The organism is Desulfovibrio sp. Fe33 (assembly GCF_028532725.1).
GTDB lineage: Bacteria > Desulfobacterota > Desulfovibrionia > Desulfovibrionales > Desulfovibrionaceae > Pseudodesulfovibrio.
The window spans coordinates 78,379-98,599 of sequence record NZ_JAQKGU010000003.1 but is presented as its reverse complement, the minus strand read 5'-3'; the positions used below and the strand labels follow the sequence as shown (position 1 = coordinate 98,599).

Here is a 20,221-nt window from a genome sequence, read left to right as displayed (position 1 = left end):
AAATGCCTTGACGAAAAGCCCGCGACACGGTCAGAGTCCCATCTTGAAAAGCATTTCGAGGAGGAATTTTCCCGATGAAAAAAATTCTGTTGCTTGCGGCGGCCTTGCTGTTGGTCGCCTCCACCGCCTTTGCCGGTAAGACGTACGTCATCTCCGTGACCCAGATCGTGGAGCACCCCGCCTTGGACGCCATGCGCATAGGCATGGCCGACCGCCTCAAGGAAAAGGGCATCGACTTCACCTACAATGTGCATATCGCACAGGGCAACATGGCCACCAACACTCAGATCGTCAGCCAGATCATCGGCGAGCGTCCTGACCTGGTGCTTGCCATAGCCACACCCGGGGCCCAGGCCTGCGCCCAGAAGATTCACGACGCGCCCATCCTTTTCACCGGCGTGACCGATCCCGTCACTGCGGGGCTGGTCAAGGATCTCAAGAACACCGACGGGAAAAACATCACCGGCATGTCCGACTTCAGCCCCATGGACAAGCATGTGGCTCTGATTCGTGAGATCGTTCCCGGCGTGAAGACCATCGGCATCATCTACAACTCCGGCGAACCCAACTCCGTTCCCAATCTCAAGGCGTTGAAGGAAGAAGCCGCCAAGGTCGGCATCAATGTCGAAGAGGCGACCATCGCCAATTCCAGCGGCGTTTATCAAGCCGCCAAGAGCCTTGTGGGACGTTGCGACGTGGTCTACATCGGCACGGACAACACCGTGGTTTCGGCCATCGAGTCCGCCGTGAAGGTCTGTACGGACAACAAGCTGCCGCTGATCGTCGGCGATGTGGATTCCGTGGCTCGCGGCGCCATCGCGGCCGTGGCCGTAGACTACTACAAGATGGGACTCCAGACCGGCGACATGGCCGCCCGCATCCTGGTGGACGGTGTCAATCCCGCCGACATGCCCGTTGAATTCCTCAACGATCTCAATCTGCACGTCAATCTCAAGGCTGCACAGGCGATGGGCGTGACCCTGCCCCAATCCGTCATTGACCGCGCATCCAAGGTCATTGAATAGAGTGAATCGCATTTGCCAATCGAGCCTATAAACGATACAAGGCGCGTTGCTTCGACAACGCGCCTTTTTTTTTGTTTTTGGCCGGACCGCTATGGTTTGGCTCCGGCAACCATTAGGACTACTACATGACTCTCTACGCATTATTCGGCGCCATTGAGCAGGGATTCGCCTACGGCCTCATGGTCATCGGTGTGTACCTGACCTTTCGAGTGCTCGATTTCCCGGATCTTACCGTTGACGGCAGCCTTCCTTTGGGCGCGGCCGTCTCGGCCATGGCCATCACCTCCGGCTATTCCCCGCTCCTGTCCATATTCATGGCCGCCGGAGCCGGACTTTTAGCCGGTATGGTCACCGGCATCCTGAACACGAAGTTCAAGATCCTTCATCTGCTCGCCTCCATCCTGACCATGACCGCGCTTTATTCCATCAACCTGCGTGTGATGGGAAGGCCCAACATGGCCCTGCTCGGGCAGGAAACCGTGGTGGACAAGTTCGTCGGTTTTTCAGGCCTGCTGCCGCAGCACGCCACCCCGCTGCTCTTCGCCCTCATCTGCCTTGCCGTGGTGGCCGTGCTGATCTGGTTTCTGCATACCGAGCTTGGACTGGCTTTTCTGGCCACGGGCGACAACCAGCAGATGATTACCAGCCAGGGCGTGAACACCGACAACATCATCATCTTCGGCGTGGGCTTGTCCAATGCGCTGGTGGCCGCATCCGGAGCGTTGGTGGCCCAGAATCAGGGGGCGGCGGACGTGAACATGGGCGTCGGCTCCATCGTGGCCGGGCTCGCCTCGGTCATCCTCGGTGAAACCGTATTCGGAGACAAGACCATCTCCCGTGCGCTCATCGCCGCCCTGCTCGGCTCCGTGCTCTACCGCATCGCCATAGGCCTGGCCCTGGGGCTGAAACTCGGCTCCTTCTCCATCACTCCCAGCGACCTGAACCTGATAACCGCCATCCTGGTGGTCTTCGCCCTGATTATGCCCAAGATGAAGCGCAAATTCCTTGCCGGGAGGGCCAAATGATTTCCGTCTCCCAAGTCACCAAGGCCTTCAACCGGGGCGACGTCAATGAGGTCACCGCGCTCAGCGGCGTGGATCTCGAAGTCAAGGATGGCGATTTCATCACCATCATCGGCTCAAACGGCGCAGGAAAATCCACTTTCCTCAATGCCCTCGCAGGAACGTTTTCCGTGGATTCCGGCAGGATCGTTCTGGACGGGCAGGACATCACCAAATGGCCGGAACACAAACGCGCCGCGCTCATCGGACGCGTCTTTCAGGACCCGCTGCTTGGAACCTGCGCCGGAGCGACCATCGAACAGAATCTCGCCATGGCCAACAAGCGCGGCAAATTCCGAGGGCTTTCCAGAGGGGTCAAGAACAGGGACCGCGAATATTTCCGCGAAAAACTCTCCATACTCGGGCTTGGGCTCGAAGATCGCCTCAAAACGCACACCGGCCTGCTTTCCGGCGGCCAGCGGCAGGCCCTGACCATGCTCATGGCCACACTGGTGAGACCCCGCCTGCTCCTGCTCGACGAGCATACCGCCGCCCTGGACCCCAAAACAGCGAGCATGGTTCTGGACCTGACCGAAGAAATCGTCGGTTCCCTCAACCTGACGACGCTCATGGTGACTCACAACATGAAACAGGCCATCGCCCTGGGCAACAGGCTGATAATGTTTCATCGTGGTCAGGTGGTGCTGGATATCGAAGGCGAGGAAAAACGAAATCTCAAGGTCGAAGACCTCCTGGAACGCTTCTCGCGCCTACGCGGGGACGAGGGTGTCTCCGACCGCATGTTGTTGGGTTGAGGCCGGTGCGGGCTTCAATCCATATGCTGGCAAATCGCTGCCTACAGGTATAAGATAGTAACTGACAAACGGAGGCTCACATGGCTATTGAACAGACCTTTTCCATCATCAAGCCCGATGCGGTCGAGCGCGGTCTCATCGCGGAAATACTGAAAATGATCACCGATTCCGGCCTCAAGATCAAAGGCCTGAAAATGATCCACATGGACCGCGCCAAGGCCGAAGGCTTCTACGCGGTGCACAAGGAACGCCCCTTCTTCGGCGAACTGGTCGATTACATGATCTCCGGCCCGGTGGTCGTCTCCTGTCTCGAAGGTGAAAACGCCATCGAGCGGTACCGCACCCTCATGGGCGCGACCAATCCTGAAAATGCCGACGAGGGCACCATCCGCGCCACGTACGGCCAGAGCATCCAAAACAACTCCTGCCACGGTTCCGACGGTCCCGACACCGCCAGGACCGAGGTGGCTTACTTCTTCAATAACGACGAGCTGGTGGGATAATGACTAAAAAAATCGGGTTCATAGGCGTAGGGAATATGGGGTCCGCCATCGCCAGGGGGCTGGCCTCCCGCGATGACATCGAACTGCACGGGGTTGACTTCAACAAGGCCAATCTTGAAAAGCTCAACAAGGAATTGGGGCTTATCGTGCAGGAGAGCGCGGCCGACCTCGCCAAGGCGTGCGACTACATTGTCCTGGCAGTCAAGCCGCAACATGCCGAACCCGTGGTCAAGGAGTTGACGCCCCTGCTGGACATGAACAAATGCCTGATCGCCATCTGCGCGGGCATTCCCCTGTCCACCTACGAAGATTGGACGGAAGACCGTTGCCCTGTTGTCCGCATCATGCCCAACACACCGGCCCTGGTGGGCCACGGCGTGTCGGCCGTCTGTCTGGACAACCATAATCTGACCGACGAGAACAAGGCGCTGGTTCCCGAACTTTTCGCCTCTGTCGGGCAGGTGCACATTCTCCCTGAAAAGCTCTTTGACGCCTTCACCGGCGTCATCGGCTCCGGACCGGCCTACGTCTTCTATTTCATGGAAGCCCTGATCGAGTCCGGCGTAGCCTTGGGCCTTACCCGGGCTCAATCCGTGGAGATGGTCAAGGGACTGTTCCTCGGCTCCGCCGTCATGGCCGACAAGAGCGAACACTCCGTGTCCGAACTTCGCGAAATGGTCACCTCCCCCGGGGGAACGACCATCCGCGCCCTCATGCATTTCGACAGGCAGGCCCTCAAAGGCGACATCATCGACGGCGTCTTCGAGTGCTACTATCGGAGCATGGAACTCGGCGAACAATAACGACCAAAAGGAAGGGAAGCCGGTAACGGCAGCCACGCTTTCGCGAGGCGATCACTTCTCCTTGATTTCAACGGGTTGTCGGCTTGAACCGGCAACCCGTTTTTCATATCGCATCCATTCGAATCTGGGAAAAAAGACTTCGGCTATACACGCCTGTCGTTCGGGAACAGTCCTGGCCCCGACTCCATACACGCAAGCAAGGCGGCTCTTCCCGGCCAGGAAAAAGCCGTCAGGAAAACAGTAACAGCCTGGCCAGGCCAAGGACCGGAATCAACACCAAAGCTGTGCGTATGCCGGTTTTTCGCGTCAACTCGAAAAGCGTGCGGAGCATTTGCCGCGTCCAAGGCCGTCCTTCCGGACCGAGCACAGGCTTTTCCTTCACCTTTCCAAAATAAACGGTAGGACCGCCCATTTGCCCCTGAAGAAGCCAGGCCGCCGCGGCCATGGGCCAACCCGCATTGGGGCTTTCCATCTTGACGGCGTCGGCGCGGAATCGGCTTTTGGCCATGACGGCATCCAGGCCAAGCCCCCTGCCGGTGAACAGCAAAAGGCCCGCCGTAATCCTGGCCGGAATCCAGGCCAAGAGGTCGTCGGTCAAGGCCCCGCCCTGTCCGAGATCGCGAAAACGGTCCGTGCGGTATCCCCACATGGAATCCATGGTGCTGACGGCCTTGTAGGCCCACAAGCCGCCAGGGCCAAAAAGCGCGAGATAGAACAAGGGGGCCGTGAAACCGTCATTGAGATTTTCGCTGACGGTTTCGGCCAAGGTCCGGCGTATGGCGGATTCGTCCAGTTCGGCGGTCTCCCGGCTTACGAGCATGGACAAAGCTTGCCGCGCACCGGGAATATTCCCGGAATCCAGAAGCGATGCCACCTTCCCGGCTTCACGCATCAGACAGCCCAAGGCCAATCCTGCATAAGCGAAATACACGGCAAGCAGGGGGCCGAGGTATGCGATGCGGGCGAGCGCGCTTACGGTGAACCAGGCTGCCCCGGCGAAAATCAAGACAGCGGCCCAGCCTGCCCATCGAAGATTCACGCCCAGACGGCGGGCACAGGATTCGTAGAGATCAAGACCCTTTCCGATGATTCTGACCGGATGCGGGAACTTCGCGGGGTCGCCAAGAAAGATATCCAGAAGGACGGCGGCGGCAGGCACGATGAAGATGGCGGTGAATTGATTCATGAGCGTAAAAAAAGGGGACTACCCCTTTTACTTCGTAAAGAGGAAAATCAGGCGTTGAAAGCCGCTTCGCGGCAATAGTCGGGTGATTTCGCCTCCGGCGGGCAAGGGTTCGCGCCCTTGCATCCCCTGTAAGCGCCTTCGGCGCGTTTTTTTTGCTCCGCGGCGTTCTGCCGCGAGAACTGGGAGTAAAAAAAAGGCCGGGAAGCAAGATTCTTCCCGGCCCTGTAAGCGTCTAGTTTTCGAAGTAGGACCTGAGGAGCGCGCTTCGCACAGGGTGGCGAAGCTTGCGCAACGCCTTGGCTTCGATCTGGCGGATACGCTCTCGGGTGACGTTGAAGAGCTTACCGACTTCCTCAAGGGTGTGGTCGGACTTCTCGCCGATTCCAAACCGCTTGCGCAGGACTTGTTCCTCGCGCGGAGTCAGGTCGGACAGGACAGAGGCGATCTGCTCGCTGAGCTTGGTGGAAACCACTTCCTCAGCAGGCGCGGTGGCCTTCTTGTCTTCAATGAAATCGCCCAGGCTGGAATCTTCCTCGTCACCAATGGGGGTTTCGAGGGAAATGGGTTCCTTGGCGATTTTCAGCACCTTCTTGACCTTTTCGAGCGGATAATCCATACGCTCGGCAATTTCTTCGGGCGACGGGTCGCGGCCCAGCTCCTGCACCAGATATCGCGAGGTGCGGATGAGCTTGTTGATGGTCTCGATCATGTGCACCGGGATGCGGATGGTCCGGGCCTGGTCCGCGATGGCGCGGGTGATGGCCTGACGAATCCACCAGGTCGCATAGGTGGAGAACTTGTAGCCGCGTTGGTACTCGAACTTGTCGACAGCCTTCATCAGGCCGATGTTGCCTTCCTGAATGAGGTCCAGGAACTGCAAGCCGCGGTTGGTGTACTTCTTGGCGATGGAAACCACCAGACGCAGGTTGGCGCGGATGAGCTCCTGCTTGGCCTGGCTCGCGGTCTGGTTGCCGGATTTGATCCGCCACAGGACCTCTTCGAGGTCGTGTACGGAGTGGCAGCACTTGTCCTGCAAGCGGGTCATGATCTCCAACTTGCCGGCCAGCATTTCCTTGAAGGAGAAAAACTCCTCCACGGTCATGCCGAGCTGGTCGGCGGCCGCCACGGGATTGATCTCGCGGTCGTCCACCTGCTTGAACAGATCCTTTATCTCGGCCTTGGTCATGCCCACGGACAAGACATAGGCGGACAGGTCGCGTTGGCAGTTGTGCATCTGCCGCACGTAGTCGTTGACCGTCTCGATGATTCGATCAATGAGGGTCTTTTCGAGCTTGATGTCGCGCAGACGGGTGACGATCTCTTCCTTGTAGCTGAGAATCTCCTGCTGCACGCCGTACACGCGCTTGTCCAGACAGGCGCAGTAGTCGAGCTTTTCGTAGATTTTCTTCTTCTTGTGATAGAGCTTCTTGATCTCGTCGAGCAGGAAGATGACCCGCTGACGCTGGTTCATCTCATCTTCGGACGGATCGTCCTCCTCGATGGTCTTGACCACGTCCTTAAGCTTGATGCGGCCGTCTTCGAGATCCTCGCCCACGGCGATAAGTTCCTCGACGGCGACGGGGACCTCCACCAGGGAGTACAGAACGTCCATTTCGCCGTTTTCGATCTTCTTGGCGATAACCACTTCGCCCTCGCGATCCAGGAGCGGAACTGCTCCCATCTCGCGCAGGTACATACGCACCGGGTCGGTGCTTCGCGAAGCGTATTCCGTGGAATCGTCATCGGCGTCGTCGAATTCCAATTCCTTGTCGTCATCATCATCGGTCAGCTTCTTGTCGGAATCGTCCGAATCCACCAGGGCGATATCCATCTGGTCGAAGATGGCGTGAATTTCCTCGAGCTGTTCCGGGCTGGTGCAGTCCGAAGGCAACGCCTTGCTCAGCTCCTCGTATGTCAGGAATCCCTTTTTCTTACCTTCTGCGATAAGATCTTTGATCTGTTGGATTTCCTTAATGTTGCTCATCTTCCCTCCTGCGAGATTCCTTCAAGGCCAGTAGTTGCAACGCCCTTTCGGTGTCCCCGCTCTGCTGTGCCTGTCGTATGGCCTCTGTGAGCTGGCGCATGTCCAGCTTTTGCTGTTCCTGCGCAATTGTGCGACAAATATGATCCCATTCCGCCAGCAATTCCCGGCCGGAGAGGGTTTCTTCATGCAGCTCTTCGCGGCACTGGATGTAGAAGCCTTTTTCCTGTTCGTTCAGCAGGCTCACGACATGGCCTTGCTGCGTCGTTTCGAGCTTCTCCCACAGCGCCTTCGCCCAAGGGGTACGAAGAATCTGAGTCAGTCCTCTTTTGGCCAGTTCCGGCACATAGTCCGGATACTGGATCGTAAACCGCAAAAAATACCTATCATCAGCATAATCCTTGCCGACGCCCATAGCCGGTTGCCGGGCGGCTCGCTGTGTATGCCGAGGCTGCTGCCGTACGCTGCGCTGTTGCGGTGCCGCTGCACCTGCGTCGCGCCTGAAATCAGCCTCCGACAACCCGAGCCCGCTCACCAAACGGGGCAGGTAATACGCCCTCAAGGACGCGTCGGACAATTCCGACAAAAAACTCTTCGCCCAAGCCATGATATCCCTCGGGGCATACTGCTCCCGCAGGGTATTCATGCAAAAGGTCAATCCGTCCGGGGCCTCGTTCATGCAGGCCTCGAATCCTTCCGCTCCCCTGGTTTGGAGCAGACTGTCCACATCCTCGCCGTCAGGCAAGAGGATGGCCTTGCAGGCCACGCCTTGCAGCAGAATCATTCTGCTGGATTTCATGGCCGCCTTGCGGCCCGCTCCGTCGCCGTCGAAAACCAGGTCAACGCGCGAACAGAATCCGGCCAGTCTCTTCACCTGATCGGCCGTCAGGGCAGTGCCCAGAACGCCGCAGGAGTCGGTGTAGCCGAACTGATGGAGCGATATGACATCCATGTATCCTTCGGTCAGAATGGCCCGCTTGGTGCGAGTCATGGTGGACCGGGCCAAGTTAAGCCCATACAAGTGGTCGCCCTTCTTGTATATAGGCGTATCCGAGCTGTTCAGATACTTGGGTTCTCCATCAGTAATAATTCTGCCGCCAAAAGCAATAACCCGCCCCGACAAATTTTGAATAGGGTAGATTAATCTTCCCCGAAACCGGTCGTATATATTACCTTTTTCATTTTTCGACAAAAGTCCGGCTTCAACTCCCGCTTCCGGGCTTCTTCCCTTGGTGCGCAGGAAATTGTCCAACCCGTGCCAATCGTCCGGCGAATAGCCCAAACCGAACTTGGAGATCATTTCCGGAGTCATCCCCCGGTCGGCAAGGTAGCGGCGGCAATGGTCCCCGGATGCGAGGGACAGATTCCGCTGGAAAAAACTGTTGGCTTCGTCGTGCATGTCAAGGAGCATCTGCTTCTTGGCCTTGCGCTCAGCGGCGTGCGGATCGCGCGGGGCAGAGCCCAGTTCAACTCCGCATTCGGCGGCAAGCTGTTCAAGGGATTCACGGAAATCCAGCCCGTTGATTCGCCCGTAAAAATCGATGACGTCGCCCGACGCCTGACAACCAAAGCAATAGAAGAAGCCCTCGTCGTCATTAACGGACATGGAGGGCTTTGTTTCCTGATGAAACGGACATGCGCCCATCCATCGGCCTGAAACGGGTTTCAGGTCGACATACCGACGCACAATATCCGATATGTTGATTCGGGCCTTGACGGCCTCGACATCACTTCTGTCCACCAATAGCCTCCGGCGACGCCGCTATTTGAGCGTCACTTCGGTCATTCCGTCTCCGCCCCGGTCTTCAGGGGCCAGGGTGAAACTTTCCACCGCCGGGTAATGCTTCAGAAAATCGTGAACTTCCCGCCGGAGCGCACCGGTTCCCCGGCCGTGCACGATCTCCAGCTTGCCGGCGCCCTTGCGCAAAGCCCCGTCCATTGCCCGCTCCAATTCGCTGATGGCCACATCGGCCCTATTGCCGCGCAGGTCGATCTCGACCACCAAATCGCTTGGAGACGGCGTCTTGGCCTGGGGTTTGGAAGCCCCGACGGAAGTCTTGTCCGCCGGGCCCAGATGTTCGGCCTTGACCCACATGGCAACCCCGCCGATGTCGACTTTGGCCTGCTTCTTTTTCTCGTTGATTTCCAGCACGGTACCCGACTTGTTCCATGCCGAATACGATACTTTTTGGCCCGGGACAATATCCGAGAAAGAAAAGACGGGTTCTTTTTTGCGTTCGGGGACGACGTCCTCGATGCGCAGCCGAGCCTGATGGAGTTTTTTGCGCGCCTCTTTCTGACCGATGCGCTCACTTTTCCACTGCTTGACGACTTCCTGAGCCTTGGTCTGGACATCCTTGAGAAGCCGGGTACGTTCCTTCTCGAATTTCTGTTCGAGATTGGCCCGTTTTTTCTCGATGCGCCGATGTTCCTCTTCAATGGCGTCCAGTTCGGCCTCTTTCTTCACGGCCATGGCGTTGAGGCGGTCCAGGACTGCGGAGGTGTCCGAACCGTCCAGCAAAAGATACTTCTCGGCCCGCTCCAGTATTACGGAAGGCAGGCCGTGCTCGCGGGCCACATCCAGGGCGATGGACGCGCCCACTTGGTCATAGGCGAGCCTGAACAGCGGCTTCTTGGTGTTCGGATCAAACAGAACGCTGGCGGCCCGCACGCCCTTGGTAGCCATGGCGTAGGCCTTGAGGGCCGGAAAATGGGTGGCGGTAAAGGCGGTTGCCCGCTTTTCAAGGAGCGAATCTATGACCGCCTGGGCCAGGGCCGCGCCTTGCGTCGGATCGGTGCCTGCGCCGAACTCGTCAAGAATGAACAGGGAACGTTCATCCACCTTGTCCCATACCCGCCGCAGGTATTGAATCTGCGCGGTGAAGGTGGAGACGTTTTCCTCCAGGGACTGCTCGTCGCCCATGATGACGAAAATATCGCGCCACAAAGGCAGGGAGCTGCCCTCTGCGGCCGGAACCGGGAGCCCGGAAAAAACCATCAGCCCGATAAGCCCCATGGTCTTGAGGCAGACGGTCTTGCCGCCGGCATTGCCGCCGCTGACGATCATGGCTTTCTGGTCGTCCTGCAACTCAATGCTCACCGGATGAACCGATTCGTCGGTCAGGGCCAACAGCGGATGACGGGCCTTGAGAAGCTTGGGCGCGCCCTGCTCCACCACATGGATGGTCCGGCCTCCGTAGGCGGCGGCCAACTGAATTTTGGCCATGAGCACATCCAGTGTGACCAGCCCGTCGTAGGCTTCGCGCACCTGGTCCTGCTCCTGGCGCACCAGCGAGGTCAGGTATTGAAGGACCTTGTACTCCTCGGCCCGCTCCTCACGCTTGAGCTCCTGGAGCCTGTTGTTGGTCTCTACCAGGAAGAGGGGCTCGAAATAACATGTCTCGCCGGTCTGCGAGTAGTCGTGGATGATGCCCTTGGTCTTGTTCTTGTAATTCGCCTTGATGGGCAGAACGTAACGGTCGGACGAGATGGTCATGTACTCGTCCTGCATGGCCGCACCCAGGTTTTCCTGTAGGATGAAATCCTTGACCCGTTTGGTGCAACGCTGATGAATGGCCCGAATCTCCTGGCGAACGGCCAGCAGATCGGGAGAACTTTCGTCCTTGATCTGCCCTTCCAAATCCAGGCAGCGGCCGATGCCGGACACGGTCTTTTGCGGCCAGGCATAGGCGAAGAGTTCCTCTTCGAGCACGTCCCAGCCACGCTCGGAAAAGCTTGTCAGCGAGTCTCTGGCGTCCCGGGCCAGGTCAAGAATGACCTTGAGCGCGAAGAGCGCGTCCTGATCGAGCACCGCCAGTTCGCTCCCCAGGTGCGGGAAAATACCGCCGAGCTCCGGAAATGCGCGCATACGGAAGCCGGATTCGCCCACCCAGGCCGCGGCCTGATCGAACAGGGAACCCGCCCGATGCACGTCCGCGAGGGTGTCATAAGGGCGGACGGCCAGACATGCGTCAACACCGGGTTCGGACACGGCGAAACCGGACAGCGCCCCAAGAATCTTGGGGAACTCCAATACCTGGAAAGTTCTGGACTCCATGGATGAGCCGGGCTGCTGAAAATTCAAGAGAGCTTGGACTTTACCAGCCCACTGGCCTTCTTGCCGTCGACTTGTCCCTTGTACGCGCCGAGCACGACCTGCATCACCTTGCCCATATCGGCCATGGAAGATGCTCCAAGGTCGGCAATGGCCTTGTCGATGGCGGCGGAGAGGTCCTCGTCGGAGAGCTGTGTGGGCAGGTAAACCTCGAGGGCGGCGAGTTCTTCGGCTTCAACCTGAGCCAGGTCGTCCCGTCCCGCCTTGGAGTACTGGTCGAAGGAATCCTTACGCTGCTTGACCTGCTTGGCGATGAGATCAAGGACGACCTCGTCGGACAGATCCTGCACCATATCTTCAACCATACGGTTTTTAATGGCCGTCTTGAGATGTCTCAAGACGGCCACTTTTACCGTAGCTTTGGCCTTATAGGCCTCAATGTAGTCTTTGTCTATTTGCTTTGACAGACTCATAATCTACATGCTGCGCATTTTGCGCATTTTTTTGGCGAGCCTCTTCTTGGCGGCAGCTTTCTTTTTCTTCTTCTGCACGCTGGGCTTCTCGTAGTGCTGACGTTTCTTCAGCTCGGACAGAATTCCGGCCTTCTCGACCTGCTTCTTGAAACGACGCAGGGAGATGTCGAAATTGTCGCTATCGTCGAAATACACTCCGGGCAATGGAAATCACCTCCTCGGTGAACCGCCCGTCCTTTATGTCGGGCTGGCGAAATAAGAGACACTTCATATATATAAAAATCAGAAAAAGCAACCACAAAAACCGGAGTGCGCGAAATTTTCCACGCATGAAAAAAGGGCCGCCCGGCAATGTGCCGACAGGCCCCTTTAATATCGTTGAAGTGCGGGAACTAGTGTTCCGCCTTTTTCGCGTCGCGCAGAGACTGCATGATCGTGACCGTCAAGGCGACTCCGATTACGCCGAGGACGATGTAAAGGACACCGAAAAAAACGAAATGGTCAGGCATCCACCAAGGAAGATCCATGGGCAGAGGGCTGTGAACGGTTTCACCGTGAATCATCATCTTAATCTCCAGGCTAGTTGATGGCGTCCTTGAGGATCTTGCCGGGACGGAACTTGACGACCTTGGTCTCGGGAATCTTGAGTTCGAGGCCAGTGCGGGGGTTGCGGCCCACGCGGGCTTTGCGGAGCTCCACAACGAAGGTGCCGAACCCGGTCAGGGTAAGCTTGCCTTCGGAAACCAAAGTACTCTCGACGGTCTCCAAGAACGCATTCAGCGCGCGCTCGGCGTTCGCTTTGGTCAGATTGGCCTTTTCCGCGATTTTGACAACCAATTCAGCCTTTGTCATCAGTCCTTCCTCCTCGGTGAAATAATAACCTGATGGTATTAATTAAGTGCAGCCAGAGCACAAAATGCTTTTGCACCTTGTTTCCGTCACCAACTCACCTCTTGGCCTTTAAATGAACTTTCAAGCCGTGTCCAGCCCGAGTGTTGGAAAAAATCGAAAAAACTACGCTATATGGTGCTTTCGAGGCCTTTTGTACTCAATTTTTCCGAGCCCGAAGCCGCCCTGTTTACGCAGTCGCGGATCGGTATTCGGCGGGAACTTGTGAAAATTGGTACTAATATATTAAGGAAAGTGAACGGAATTGCGACGGAGTGAGGTTTTCTGGCCGCAACGACGGGCTGACGCCCTCTTTTTGAAACCATTCTTCAATTTCCGGCTTCATGTGCTTCCGCAGTATGGTCGAAATCTGTTTGCGACGCTGCTGGAAAAGCAGCTTGACCAGGCCGGACAGCCTTTCCCGATCCAACGGACGTTCCTCCAAGGGAAACGGATCGAAGCGGACAACGGCCGAATCGACTTTGGGCCGCGGTCGAAAGACCGTAGGCGGCACCTTGAAAAGGTACCGTGTGTCGCAATAGTTCTTCACCCACGCGGTCAGTCCGCCGTAGGCCTTGGTGCCGGGGTCGGCGGTCAGACGCAACGCAACTTCATGCTGCACCATGAATACCGCCCTCGAAAGGGTCTCCACCCTGCTGACGATATCCCAGATGAGCTTGGAGCCGACGTTGTACGGGAGATTCCCGATAATCTTGCACGGGCCAGTTCCGTTCAGTTCCTCCCAAGGAAACTTGAGGGCGTCCGTTCCGACCACTTCAAGCCGGGGCCAGCGCTCGGCGAGCCGGTCGGCCAAATCGTAGTCCATTTCCAGCGCGCGCAGCCTGCGGGCGCCGGTTTCCACCAGGTGCTCGGTCAACGCGCCCTGCCCAGGCCCTATTTCTATAATATAATCGTCCGCGGAAGGCGCCAGGGCGTCCACTATCTTGCGGCAGATGTTCGGGTCGGTCAGGAAGTTTTGGCCAAGGCTTTTCTTGGCCCTATGCGGCGGGTCTTGTCGTGGCATGTGAATTCTCCGTCGCCCACGGATAGCGAAAGCCCGCCCGGCTGGCAACAGCATTGACACATTCTCCATGAAAAACGTATGAATCCTCGGTATTCATTCTATGAGGAGGATTCATGAATCTACGCCATTATGTTCGGGATATCCCGGATTATCCCAAGAAAGGTATCACTTTTTACGATATAACGCCCATCCTGAGTTCCCCCAAGGCGTTCGCCTATGTCATCGATCAACTCTATGACAAGTATAAGGACTGCGGCGTAAACAAGATCGCGGCCGCCGACGCCCGGGGATTCATATTTGGTGCGCCCCTGGCGCTCAAGATGGGCGTCAGTTTCGTGCCCATCCGCAAACCGGGGAAATTGCCGTTCAAGAACCGTTGCGTCACTTACGACCTCGAATACGGCTCGGACACCCTTTGTATGCATGTGGACGCCATTGAGGAAGGCGACAAAGTCCTGCTCATAGACGACCTGCTCGCCACAGGCGGCACGGCCGAAGGCATGATAAAGCTCGTTCGAGAGGCAGGCGGCGACATTGTGGGAGCGGGCTTCGTCATCCAGCTTTCTTTCCTGGATGGGGACGAGGTCATGCGGGCGGCCGATGTGAAACATGATTTTCTGCTGGAAATTGAATAGGAAGGCTCTGCCATGACCAAAATAGGCATTATCGGAGGCAGCGGCCTGGACAACCCTGACCTGTTGCGCGACGCCCGCGACATCGAAGTGGATACCCCCTACGGCAAGCCCTCTTCCCCCCTGAAGATGGGAACCATCGCGGGCCGGGACGTGGCGCTTCTCGCCCGGCACGGCCGCGAGCACACCATTCCGCCCACCTTCGTCAATTACCGGGCCAACATCCAGGCTCTCAAGGATGTCGGCTGCACAAGCATTCTCGCCACCACCGCGTGCGGCTCCCTGCGCGAGGAGATCGACCGTGGGCACCTGGTCATCCTGGATCAGTTCATCGACTTCACACGACGCAGGGCGGTTTCCTTCTTCGAGGAATTTCCGCCCCATGGCGCAGTGCACACGGCAATGGCCGATCCGTTCGACGAGAATCTGCGCGGCCTGTTCAACCAGGCGTGCGACAAGCTCGGCCTGGTTCATCACAAAACCGGCACGGTCATCACTATCGAGGGCTCAAGGTTCTCCACCAGGGCCGAGTCGAACATGTTCCGCATGTGGGGCGCGGACGTCATCAACATGAGCGTCGCTCCGGAGTGCATCCTCGCCAACGAGGCGGGCCTGCCGTACGGAGCCGTGGCCATGAGCACGGACTACGACTGCTGGAAGACCGATGAGGCTCCCGTCACCTGGGAGGAGATTCTCGAAGTCTTCAAGGGCAACGTGGAAAAAGTCACGTCGCTGCTGGTCGAAGTCATTTCCAACATGGATTGACGCATGTCGAGTCCCGCCGCTGAAATCTCGCCCATAGCCTGCGATCTGCTGGTCCGCGCCGATGCGATCGTCACCCAGGACGACGCACGCCGCGTCCTGACCGACGCGGCTGTCGCCATACGCGACGGCATTGTGGTCGAAACGGGTGATTACACGGGCCTTGAGGCGCGCTACGCACCCGTTCAACGGCTGGACATGTCGGGCAAGATGCTCTTGCCCGGACTGGTCAATGGGCATACCCATCTGCCCATGACCCTGATGAGAGGGTTTGCCGACGACCTTCCGCTCATGGAGTGGCTGGAGCGGCACATCTGGCCGGTGGAAGCCCATCTGGATGAGGATTTGCTCGGCGTCGGCGCACAACTTGGCTGCGCCGAGCTCATACGCACCGGATGCACGGCCTTCATGAACGGTTATTTCCACGAGGAAATCACTGGCGCGGCGGCATCGAACTGCGGCCTGCGCGCGGTCCTGGGCGAGGGGTTCTTCAACTTTCCCTCACCCTTCTTTCCTACGGCTGAGGCGTGTTGGGAGACCATACTGAAGCTGGAGGGACGGTTCCGCGGCGATCCGCTGATCCGCACGGCGGTCACGCCTCACGCGGCCTTCACCGTGTCCCCCGAGATTCTCAAGGCGAGCTTCGAGCTGGCCGAGAGACTGGACGTCCCGTGGCAAACCCATTTGGCTGAATCACCCACGGAAACATCCGTTTGCCTGGGCAAATACGGTATGCGCCCGGTGGAAATCCTGCGCAGGAACGGCCTTCTCTCGCCGCGCACGACACTGCACCATTGCGTGGACGTGACCGACGAGGAAATAAAGCTGCTTGCCGGGGCCGGGGTCAACGTGGTCCATAATCCGGCCTCCAACCTCAAGCTCTGTTCCGGCATGTCCCCGGTGCAAAAAATGCTCGACGCGGGCGTCAACGTGGGCCTGGGCACGGACGGCGCTTCAAGCAACAACCAATTGAACATGTTCCGCGATATGGGGCTGGCCGCCCTGCTGGGGAAAGTCCGCCATGGCGACGCTTCGGCGTTGAACGCCCAGACCGCCCTGGACATGGCCACCCGCCGCTCGGCCCGCTGCCTCGGCTGGCCCGAACTGGGCCGGATCGAAGCGGGATACCCGGCGGACATGATCGCCCTGGACCTGTCCTCGCCGAATCTAATGCCCGTATTCAGCCATGTGTCCCACGCGGTCTACGCCGCGACGGGCATGGAGGTCTGCATGACGATGGTCGCGGGCGAGGTTTTATACCTGTACGGCGAGTTCCGAACCCTCGATCTCAACGGCCTCCGCAAGGAGGCGATGCGTTGCGCGAAATGGGTCCGACATGCCTCCGGAAATTGAAAAAGACAGCAAATAGCTTGACAACACCCACCATGGGTGCATATCGAAGTCTGCTCTTGCACCAATATGAAATTACGTATGCCGCTGGCATCCCGTGAGCCGCATTATTTTTAGGAGGAAGGCACGACATGGCCAAGAAAAAAAGTATCGTTTCCCTGGAAGGCGCCGTGAAGACCGCTGAAGGTCTGACCTACAAGGGCGTCATCATGGAACCCATTGATGAGAAATGCGAAGGTTGCGATCGTATCGTTCCCTTCGAAGACGTGAACTACTGCCCGACCTACGCGCAGCCCTCCCGCAAGTGGGCATCCGGTGTGTGCAACTTCGCCACTCACATGCGCGCCGAGATGGACAAGGCCGGAAAGGTCAAGGTCAACCCGCTGAAGGCTTCCAAGCGCGCCGCACGCGGTCGGTAGACCTCTGCAAGCAGAAAAGGCGGGGCGATGTCCCCGCCTTTTTTTTGTTTGTGCGGGCCGGTTTTTGGGCTAGCTTCATCGAAAACTACATCGGAGGTCTCATGGACGCGCTCTTTTCCGAATTGGACAACCAGACCGAGAAGGTTGTCGAACTACAGACCAAACTTTCGGCCATTCCCGCACTCGGCCCCCGCAATGGCGGCGAAGGCGAGAAGGCCAAGGCCGACTTTCTGCTCGACTATCTCAAATCCATGGGTATCGAGGACATCCGCGAGTACAACGCGCCCGCTCCCGATGTGCCCTGCGGGTACCGGCCCAACATCGTGGCCGTCATCCCCGGCAAAAACACGGAAAGGACCCTGTGGATCATCTCCCACATCGACGTGGTCCCTCCGGGAGACCTCGGCCTCTGGAATTCCGATCCCTACGCGGTTCAGCGCGACGGCGATACGCTGGTCGGCCGGGGCGTCGAGGACAACCAGCAGGGCATGGTTTCTTCCATCCTGACGGCCCAAGCCCTGCTTGACCTGAAGATCACCCCCGAAATCAATCTTGGCCTCATTTTCGTGGCCGACGAAGAGACCGGCTCCGCTTTCGGCCTGGAATACATGGTCGCCAAGCATGAGGACATTTTCCGCCAGAACGATCTGTTCCTGATTCCCGACTCCGGCGAACCCTCCTCCGAAATGGTCGAGATCGCCGAAAAGTCCATGTTCTGGCTCAAAGTCACCGTCATCGGCAAGCAGTGCCACGCGTCCACCCCGGCCCAGGGCATCAACACCATGTACCCCAGCGCTGAACTCATTCTGCGCATCAAGGAACTGGAAGCCCTGTATCCTGCCGAGGACGCCATCTACAACCCGCCCTGCTCCACTTTCCAGCCCACCATGCGCGAAGCCAACGTGGCCAACGTGAACACCATCCCTGGACGGGACGTGTTCTATGTGGACAGCCGGGTGATGCCCGAATACGATCTGGAAGACGTCCTGGCCACCATCAAGGGGTTTGCCGCCGAAGTCGCCGAGAAATACGGCGTGACCATCGAGTGCGAGCCCGCCCAGTGGGAACAGGCCGCTCCGGCCACCTCGGCCGACACCGAGATCGTGGCCCGGACCATGGCTTCCGTGCGCAAGATCTACAACAACAATCCGCGCACCGTGGGCGTCGGCGGCGGCACGGTTGCCGCCATCCTGCGACGCAAGGGCTATCCCGCCGTGGTCTGGTCCACCCTGAACCACGCCGCGCACCAGCCCAACGAGTGGTCTTCCATCAAGAACACCATCAATGACGCCAAAGTCATGGCGGACATGCTGCTGACCAAATAGCGGCGACGAGGAATCATGCAGCGCACAGGAGCGATCCCAGCCGAGTTCGACCTCATCGTGGTCGGCGCGGGCCATGCCGGTTGTGAGGCCGCCGTGGCCTCGGCCCGGCTCGGCCTGAAAACCCTGCTGTTGACCATCAATGTCGACCGCATCGGCCACCTCTCCTGCAACCCGGCCATCGGCGGCCTGGCCAAGGGCCATATGGTCAAGGAGATCGACGCCCTGGGCGGCATGATGGGACTGTGGGCCGACGCCGCCGGCATCCAATTCCGCATTCTGAATACAAGAAAGGGCCCGGCCGTCCGATCGAGCCGGGCCCAAATAGACCGCGCCCGCTACATGCAGGCGGTCCAAGGGTCAGTGTTTTCACAGGAAAACCTTTGGGTGTTCCAAGACATGGGCGCTGCGGTGCTGGCCGAAAACGGCCGCGTGTCCGGTCTGCGCACCAAACTGGGTGAGATATTCCCAGCCAGGGCCGTCCTCCTGACTACCGGCACATTCCTGCGCGGTCTGATGCATATCGGCCTGGAGCATTTCAGCGGCGGACGCATGGGCGATCCGGCAGCCAATTCCCTGTCCGCCAACCTGCGCGAGCTTGGCTTCGAGCTGGGCCGTCTCAAGACCGGCACCACGCCCCGCCTGCTCCGGGACTCCATAGACTTCACGGCCATGCAGGAACAGCCGGGCGACAACCCGCCCGTGCCTTTCAGCTTCCGAAACAAGTCCGTCTCCCTGCCCCAGGTGTCCTGCTGGCTGACCTATACCAACGAGCAGGCGCACGAGGCCATCCGCTCCGGCTTCGACCGTTCGCCCATGTTCACCGGAATCATTGAAGGAACCGGAGCGCGTTACTGCCCGTCGATCGAGGACAAGGTGGCCAGGTTCCCCGAAAAGGACCGGCACCAGATATTTGTCGAGCCGGAGGGACTGGACAGTCCGGAGATGTATCCGAGCGGCATCCCCACCAGCCTGCCCTTCGACGTCCAAAAAAAGATGATCCGGGCCATTCGCGGCCTCGAAAACGCCCAGATCGTCCGGCCTGGCTATGCCATCGAATACGATTTTCTCCCCCCCACGCAACTCAAGCCCACCTTGGAGACCAAGGCGCTCCCCGGGCTATACTGCGCGGGACAGATCAACGGCACGTCCGGTTATGAGGAAGCCGCGGCCCAAGGATTGTGGGCCGCCCTGAACGCGGCCTGCAAGCTGCGCGGGATGGAGCCCTTCCTGCTCTCCCGCGATCAGGCGTATATGGCCGTACTGGTGGACGATCTGGTGACCAAGGGCACTGAAGAACCCTACCGCATGTTCACGTCCCGAGCTGAGCACAGGCTGCTGCTGCGCGAAGGCAATGCCGATGAACGGCTGACGCCCTTGGGCCGTGATATTGGTCTCGTCGATGACGACCAGTGGCGGCTGTTCACCGACAAGCGGGAAAAACTTCAAGCAGTGCTTGAAGCAATGCGCACCATCCGCATCAAGCCCGACGCGCCCACGCGTGAGCTTCTCGAAAGTATCGGCGCGTCCGTGCCGGGCAAGGCTGTGGAACTGGCCGCCCTGCTGCGTCAGCCGCAAATGGAAATCGGCAGACTGACCCCGTTTCTCCCGGAACTGGCCGATATGGACGGAGAAGTGCTGTGCGAGGCCGAAGTCCAGGTGCGCTACGAGGGCTATCTGGTCAAGCAGGAGGAACTGGTGACAAAGTTCAAGTCCCTTGAGGACAAAGTCCTGCCCGAGGACCTGGACTATTCCGCAGTATCCGGCCTGACGCGAGAAGTCGTGGAAAAGTTGTCCCGCATACAGCCCAGGACCCTGGGCCAGGCCGGACGTATTTCCGGCGTCACTCCTGCGGCGCTCTCCTGCCTGGAAATCCACATGAAAAAACTCGGTCTATCGTAACAGACCGTTCATTTTCGCGAGTTGACAGGGTGTCGCAGTCTGTCTAAATACATGAATATCGATGCGACATTCGCACGAAAA

The 20,221-nt window shown here is 58.5% G+C and carries 20 protein-coding genes; 11 read left to right on the top strand and 9 right to left on the bottom strand.

Annotation, left to right across the window (positions count from 1 at the left end; genetic code table 11):
• The first annotated feature begins 74 nt into the window (after positions 1-74).
• From PSN43_RS05575 to proC, 5 genes are all read left to right on the top strand, one after another.
• Complete coding sequence (locus PSN43_RS05575; protein WP_272699738.1) at positions 75-1,025, top strand: ABC transporter substrate-binding protein; 951 nt, start codon at positions 75-77, stop codon at positions 1,023-1,025.
• A gap of 125 nt (positions 1,026-1,150) precedes the next feature.
• Positions 1,151-2,050: an ABC transporter permease gene (locus tag PSN43_RS05570; protein ID WP_272699737.1), complete on the top strand. Its 900-nt coding sequence runs from the start codon at positions 1,151-1,153 to the stop codon at positions 2,048-2,050.
• A complete protein-coding gene (locus PSN43_RS05565; RefSeq protein WP_272699736.1) occupies positions 2,047-2,841 on the top strand; it encodes an ABC transporter ATP-binding protein in 795 nt (264 codons plus the stop codon). The genes PSN43_RS05570 and PSN43_RS05565 overlap by 4 nt, the downstream gene beginning before the upstream one ends.
• Before the next feature lie 80 nt (positions 2,842-2,921).
• A complete protein-coding gene (gene ndk, locus PSN43_RS05560; RefSeq protein ID WP_272699735.1) occupies positions 2,922-3,344 on the top strand; it encodes a nucleoside-diphosphate kinase in 423 nt (140 codons plus the stop codon).
• Positions 3,344-4,147, top strand: coding sequence for a pyrroline-5-carboxylate reductase (gene proC, locus PSN43_RS05555; RefSeq protein ID WP_272699734.1), 804 nt, complete (start codon positions 3,344-3,346; stop codon positions 4,145-4,147). Before ndk ends, proC begins: the two co-directional genes overlap by 1 nt.
• A gap of 229 nt (positions 4,148-4,376) precedes the next feature.
• Here proC and cbiB read toward each other — a convergent pair whose 3' ends face one another.
• The 9 genes from cbiB to rsmA form a co-directional block, all read right to left on the bottom strand.
• A complete protein-coding gene (cbiB, locus tag PSN43_RS05550; RefSeq protein WP_272699733.1) occupies positions 4,377-5,333 on the bottom strand; it encodes an adenosylcobinamide-phosphate synthase CbiB in 957 nt (318 codons plus the stop codon).
• A 232-nt stretch (positions 5,334-5,565) separates the two neighbouring features.
• Positions 5,566-7,317, bottom strand: a complete 1,752-nt coding sequence (gene rpoD / locus PSN43_RS05545; protein WP_272699732.1) for an RNA polymerase sigma factor RpoD — start codon at positions 7,315-7,317, stop codon at positions 5,566-5,568.
• Positions 7,304-9,055 carry a DNA primase gene (dnaG, locus tag PSN43_RS05540; RefSeq protein WP_272699731.1) on the bottom strand — a complete coding sequence of 584 codons (1,752 nt, stop codon included), beginning with the start codon at positions 9,053-9,055 and terminating at the stop codon, positions 7,304-7,306. The genes rpoD and dnaG overlap by 14 nt, the downstream gene beginning before the upstream one ends.
• Before the next feature lie 21 nt (positions 9,056-9,076).
• Positions 9,077-11,371, bottom strand: a complete 2,295-nt coding sequence (locus PSN43_RS05535) for an endonuclease MutS2 (RefSeq protein WP_272699730.1) — start codon at positions 11,369-11,371, stop codon at positions 9,077-9,079.
• 23 nt (positions 11,372-11,394) lie between these two features.
• Entirely contained in the window at positions 11,395-11,841 is a 447-nt protein-coding gene (locus PSN43_RS05530) for a GatB/YqeY domain-containing protein (RefSeq protein WP_272699729.1), read from the bottom strand.
• Positions 11,842-11,844: 3 nt separating this feature from the next.
• Positions 11,845-12,045 carry a 30S ribosomal protein S21 gene (rpsU, locus tag PSN43_RS05525; protein WP_272699728.1) on the bottom strand — a complete coding sequence of 67 codons (201 nt, stop codon included), beginning with the start codon at positions 12,043-12,045 and terminating at the stop codon, positions 11,845-11,847.
• Between the two features lie 188 nt (positions 12,046-12,233).
• Entirely contained in the window at positions 12,234-12,407 is a 174-nt protein-coding gene (locus PSN43_RS05520; protein WP_272700012.1) for a hypothetical protein, read from the bottom strand.
• Between the two features lie 13 nt (positions 12,408-12,420).
• Positions 12,421-12,693: an HU family DNA-binding protein gene (locus PSN43_RS05515; RefSeq protein ID WP_272699727.1), complete on the bottom strand. Its 273-nt coding sequence runs from the start codon at positions 12,691-12,693 to the stop codon at positions 12,421-12,423.
• Between the two features lie 274 nt (positions 12,694-12,967).
• Positions 12,968-13,753 carry a 16S rRNA (adenine(1518)-N(6)/adenine(1519)-N(6))-dimethyltransferase RsmA gene (gene rsmA, locus PSN43_RS05510; RefSeq protein ID WP_272699726.1) on the bottom strand — a complete coding sequence of 262 codons (786 nt, stop codon included), beginning with the start codon at positions 13,751-13,753 and terminating at the stop codon, positions 12,968-12,970.
• Between the two features lie 113 nt (positions 13,754-13,866).
• On the opposite strand from rsmA, the gene PSN43_RS05505 reads away from it, so the two are divergent.
• The 6 genes from PSN43_RS05505 (at position 13,867) to mnmG (ending at position 20,140) form a co-directional block, all read left to right on the top strand.
• Positions 13,867-14,388, top strand: coding sequence for an adenine phosphoribosyltransferase (locus PSN43_RS05505; RefSeq protein WP_272699725.1), 522 nt, complete (start codon positions 13,867-13,869; stop codon positions 14,386-14,388).
• A gap of 12 nt (positions 14,389-14,400) precedes the next feature.
• Positions 14,401-15,150, top strand: coding sequence for an S-methyl-5'-thioadenosine phosphorylase (gene mtnP / locus PSN43_RS05500; protein WP_272699724.1), 750 nt, complete (start codon positions 14,401-14,403; stop codon positions 15,148-15,150).
• A gap of 3 nt (positions 15,151-15,153) precedes the next feature.
• Entirely contained in the window at positions 15,154-16,500 is a 1,347-nt protein-coding gene (locus tag PSN43_RS05495) for an amidohydrolase (protein WP_272699723.1), read from the top strand.
• A 128-nt stretch (positions 16,501-16,628) separates the two neighbouring features.
• The gene (locus tag PSN43_RS05490) at positions 16,629-16,916 is read left to right on the top strand and encodes a PxxKW family cysteine-rich protein (protein ID WP_272699722.1); all 288 of its coding nucleotides are present in this window, start codon (positions 16,629-16,631) and stop codon (positions 16,914-16,916) included.
• A gap of 101 nt (positions 16,917-17,017) precedes the next feature.
• The gene (locus PSN43_RS05485) at positions 17,018-18,241 is read left to right on the top strand and encodes a M20 family metallo-hydrolase (protein WP_272699721.1); all 1,224 of its coding nucleotides are present in this window, start codon (positions 17,018-17,020) and stop codon (positions 18,239-18,241) included.
• A 15-nt stretch (positions 18,242-18,256) separates the two neighbouring features.
• Positions 18,257-20,140 carry a tRNA uridine-5-carboxymethylaminomethyl(34) synthesis enzyme MnmG gene (gene mnmG / locus PSN43_RS05480; protein ID WP_272699720.1) on the top strand — a complete coding sequence of 628 codons (1,884 nt, stop codon included), beginning with the start codon at positions 18,257-18,259 and terminating at the stop codon, positions 20,138-20,140.
• Positions 20,141-20,221 lie beyond the last annotated feature (81 nt).

Bases quoted from the DNA above. Each gene is read 5' to 3' on its own strand.
- PSN43_RS05575 (WP_272699738.1), top strand. From the start codon at position 75: ATGAAAAAAATTCTGTTGCTTGCGGCGGCCTTGCTGTTGGTCGCCTCC.
- PSN43_RS05570 (WP_272699737.1), top strand. From the start codon at position 1,151: ATGACTCTCTACGCATTATTCGGCGCCATTGAGCAGGGATTCGCCTAC.
- PSN43_RS05565 (WP_272699736.1), top strand. From the start codon at position 2,047: ATGATTTCCGTCTCCCAAGTCACCAAGGCCTTCAACCGGGGCGACGTC.
- ndk (WP_272699735.1), top strand. From the start codon at position 2,922: ATGGCTATTGAACAGACCTTTTCCATCATCAAGCCCGATGCGGTCGAG.
- proC (WP_272699734.1), top strand. From the start codon at position 3,344: ATGACTAAAAAAATCGGGTTCATAGGCGTAGGGAATATGGGGTCCGCC.
- cbiB (WP_272699733.1), bottom strand. From the start codon at position 5,333: ATGAATCAATTCACCGCCATCTTCATCGTGCCTGCCGCCGCCGTCCTT.
- rpoD (WP_272699732.1), bottom strand. From the start codon at position 7,317: ATGAGCAACATTAAGGAAATCCAACAGATCAAAGATCTTATCGCAGAA.
- PSN43_RS05535 (WP_272699730.1), bottom strand. From the start codon at position 11,371: ATGGAGTCCAGAACTTTCCAGGTATTGGAGTTCCCCAAGATTCTTGGG.
- PSN43_RS05530 (WP_272699729.1), bottom strand. From the start codon at position 11,841: ATGAGTCTGTCAAAGCAAATAGACAAAGACTACATTGAGGCCTATAAG.
- PSN43_RS05520 (WP_272700012.1), bottom strand. From the start codon at position 12,407: ATGATGATTCACGGTGAAACCGTTCACAGCCCTCTGCCCATGGATCTT.
- PSN43_RS05515 (WP_272699727.1), bottom strand. From the start codon at position 12,693: ATGACAAAGGCTGAATTGGTTGTCAAAATCGCGGAAAAGGCCAATCTG.
- rsmA (WP_272699726.1), bottom strand. From the start codon at position 13,753: ATGCCACGACAAGACCCGCCGCATAGGGCCAAGAAAAGCCTTGGCCAA.
- PSN43_RS05505 (WP_272699725.1), top strand. From the start codon at position 13,867: ATGAATCTACGCCATTATGTTCGGGATATCCCGGATTATCCCAAGAAA.
- mtnP (WP_272699724.1), top strand. From the start codon at position 14,401: ATGACCAAAATAGGCATTATCGGAGGCAGCGGCCTGGACAACCCTGAC.
- PSN43_RS05495 (WP_272699723.1), top strand. From the start codon at position 15,154: ATGTCGAGTCCCGCCGCTGAAATCTCGCCCATAGCCTGCGATCTGCTG.
- PSN43_RS05490 (WP_272699722.1), top strand. From the start codon at position 16,629: ATGGCCAAGAAAAAAAGTATCGTTTCCCTGGAAGGCGCCGTGAAGACC.
- PSN43_RS05485 (WP_272699721.1), top strand. From the start codon at position 17,018: ATGGACGCGCTCTTTTCCGAATTGGACAACCAGACCGAGAAGGTTGTC.
- mnmG (WP_272699720.1), top strand. From the start codon at position 18,257: ATGCAGCGCACAGGAGCGATCCCAGCCGAGTTCGACCTCATCGTGGTC.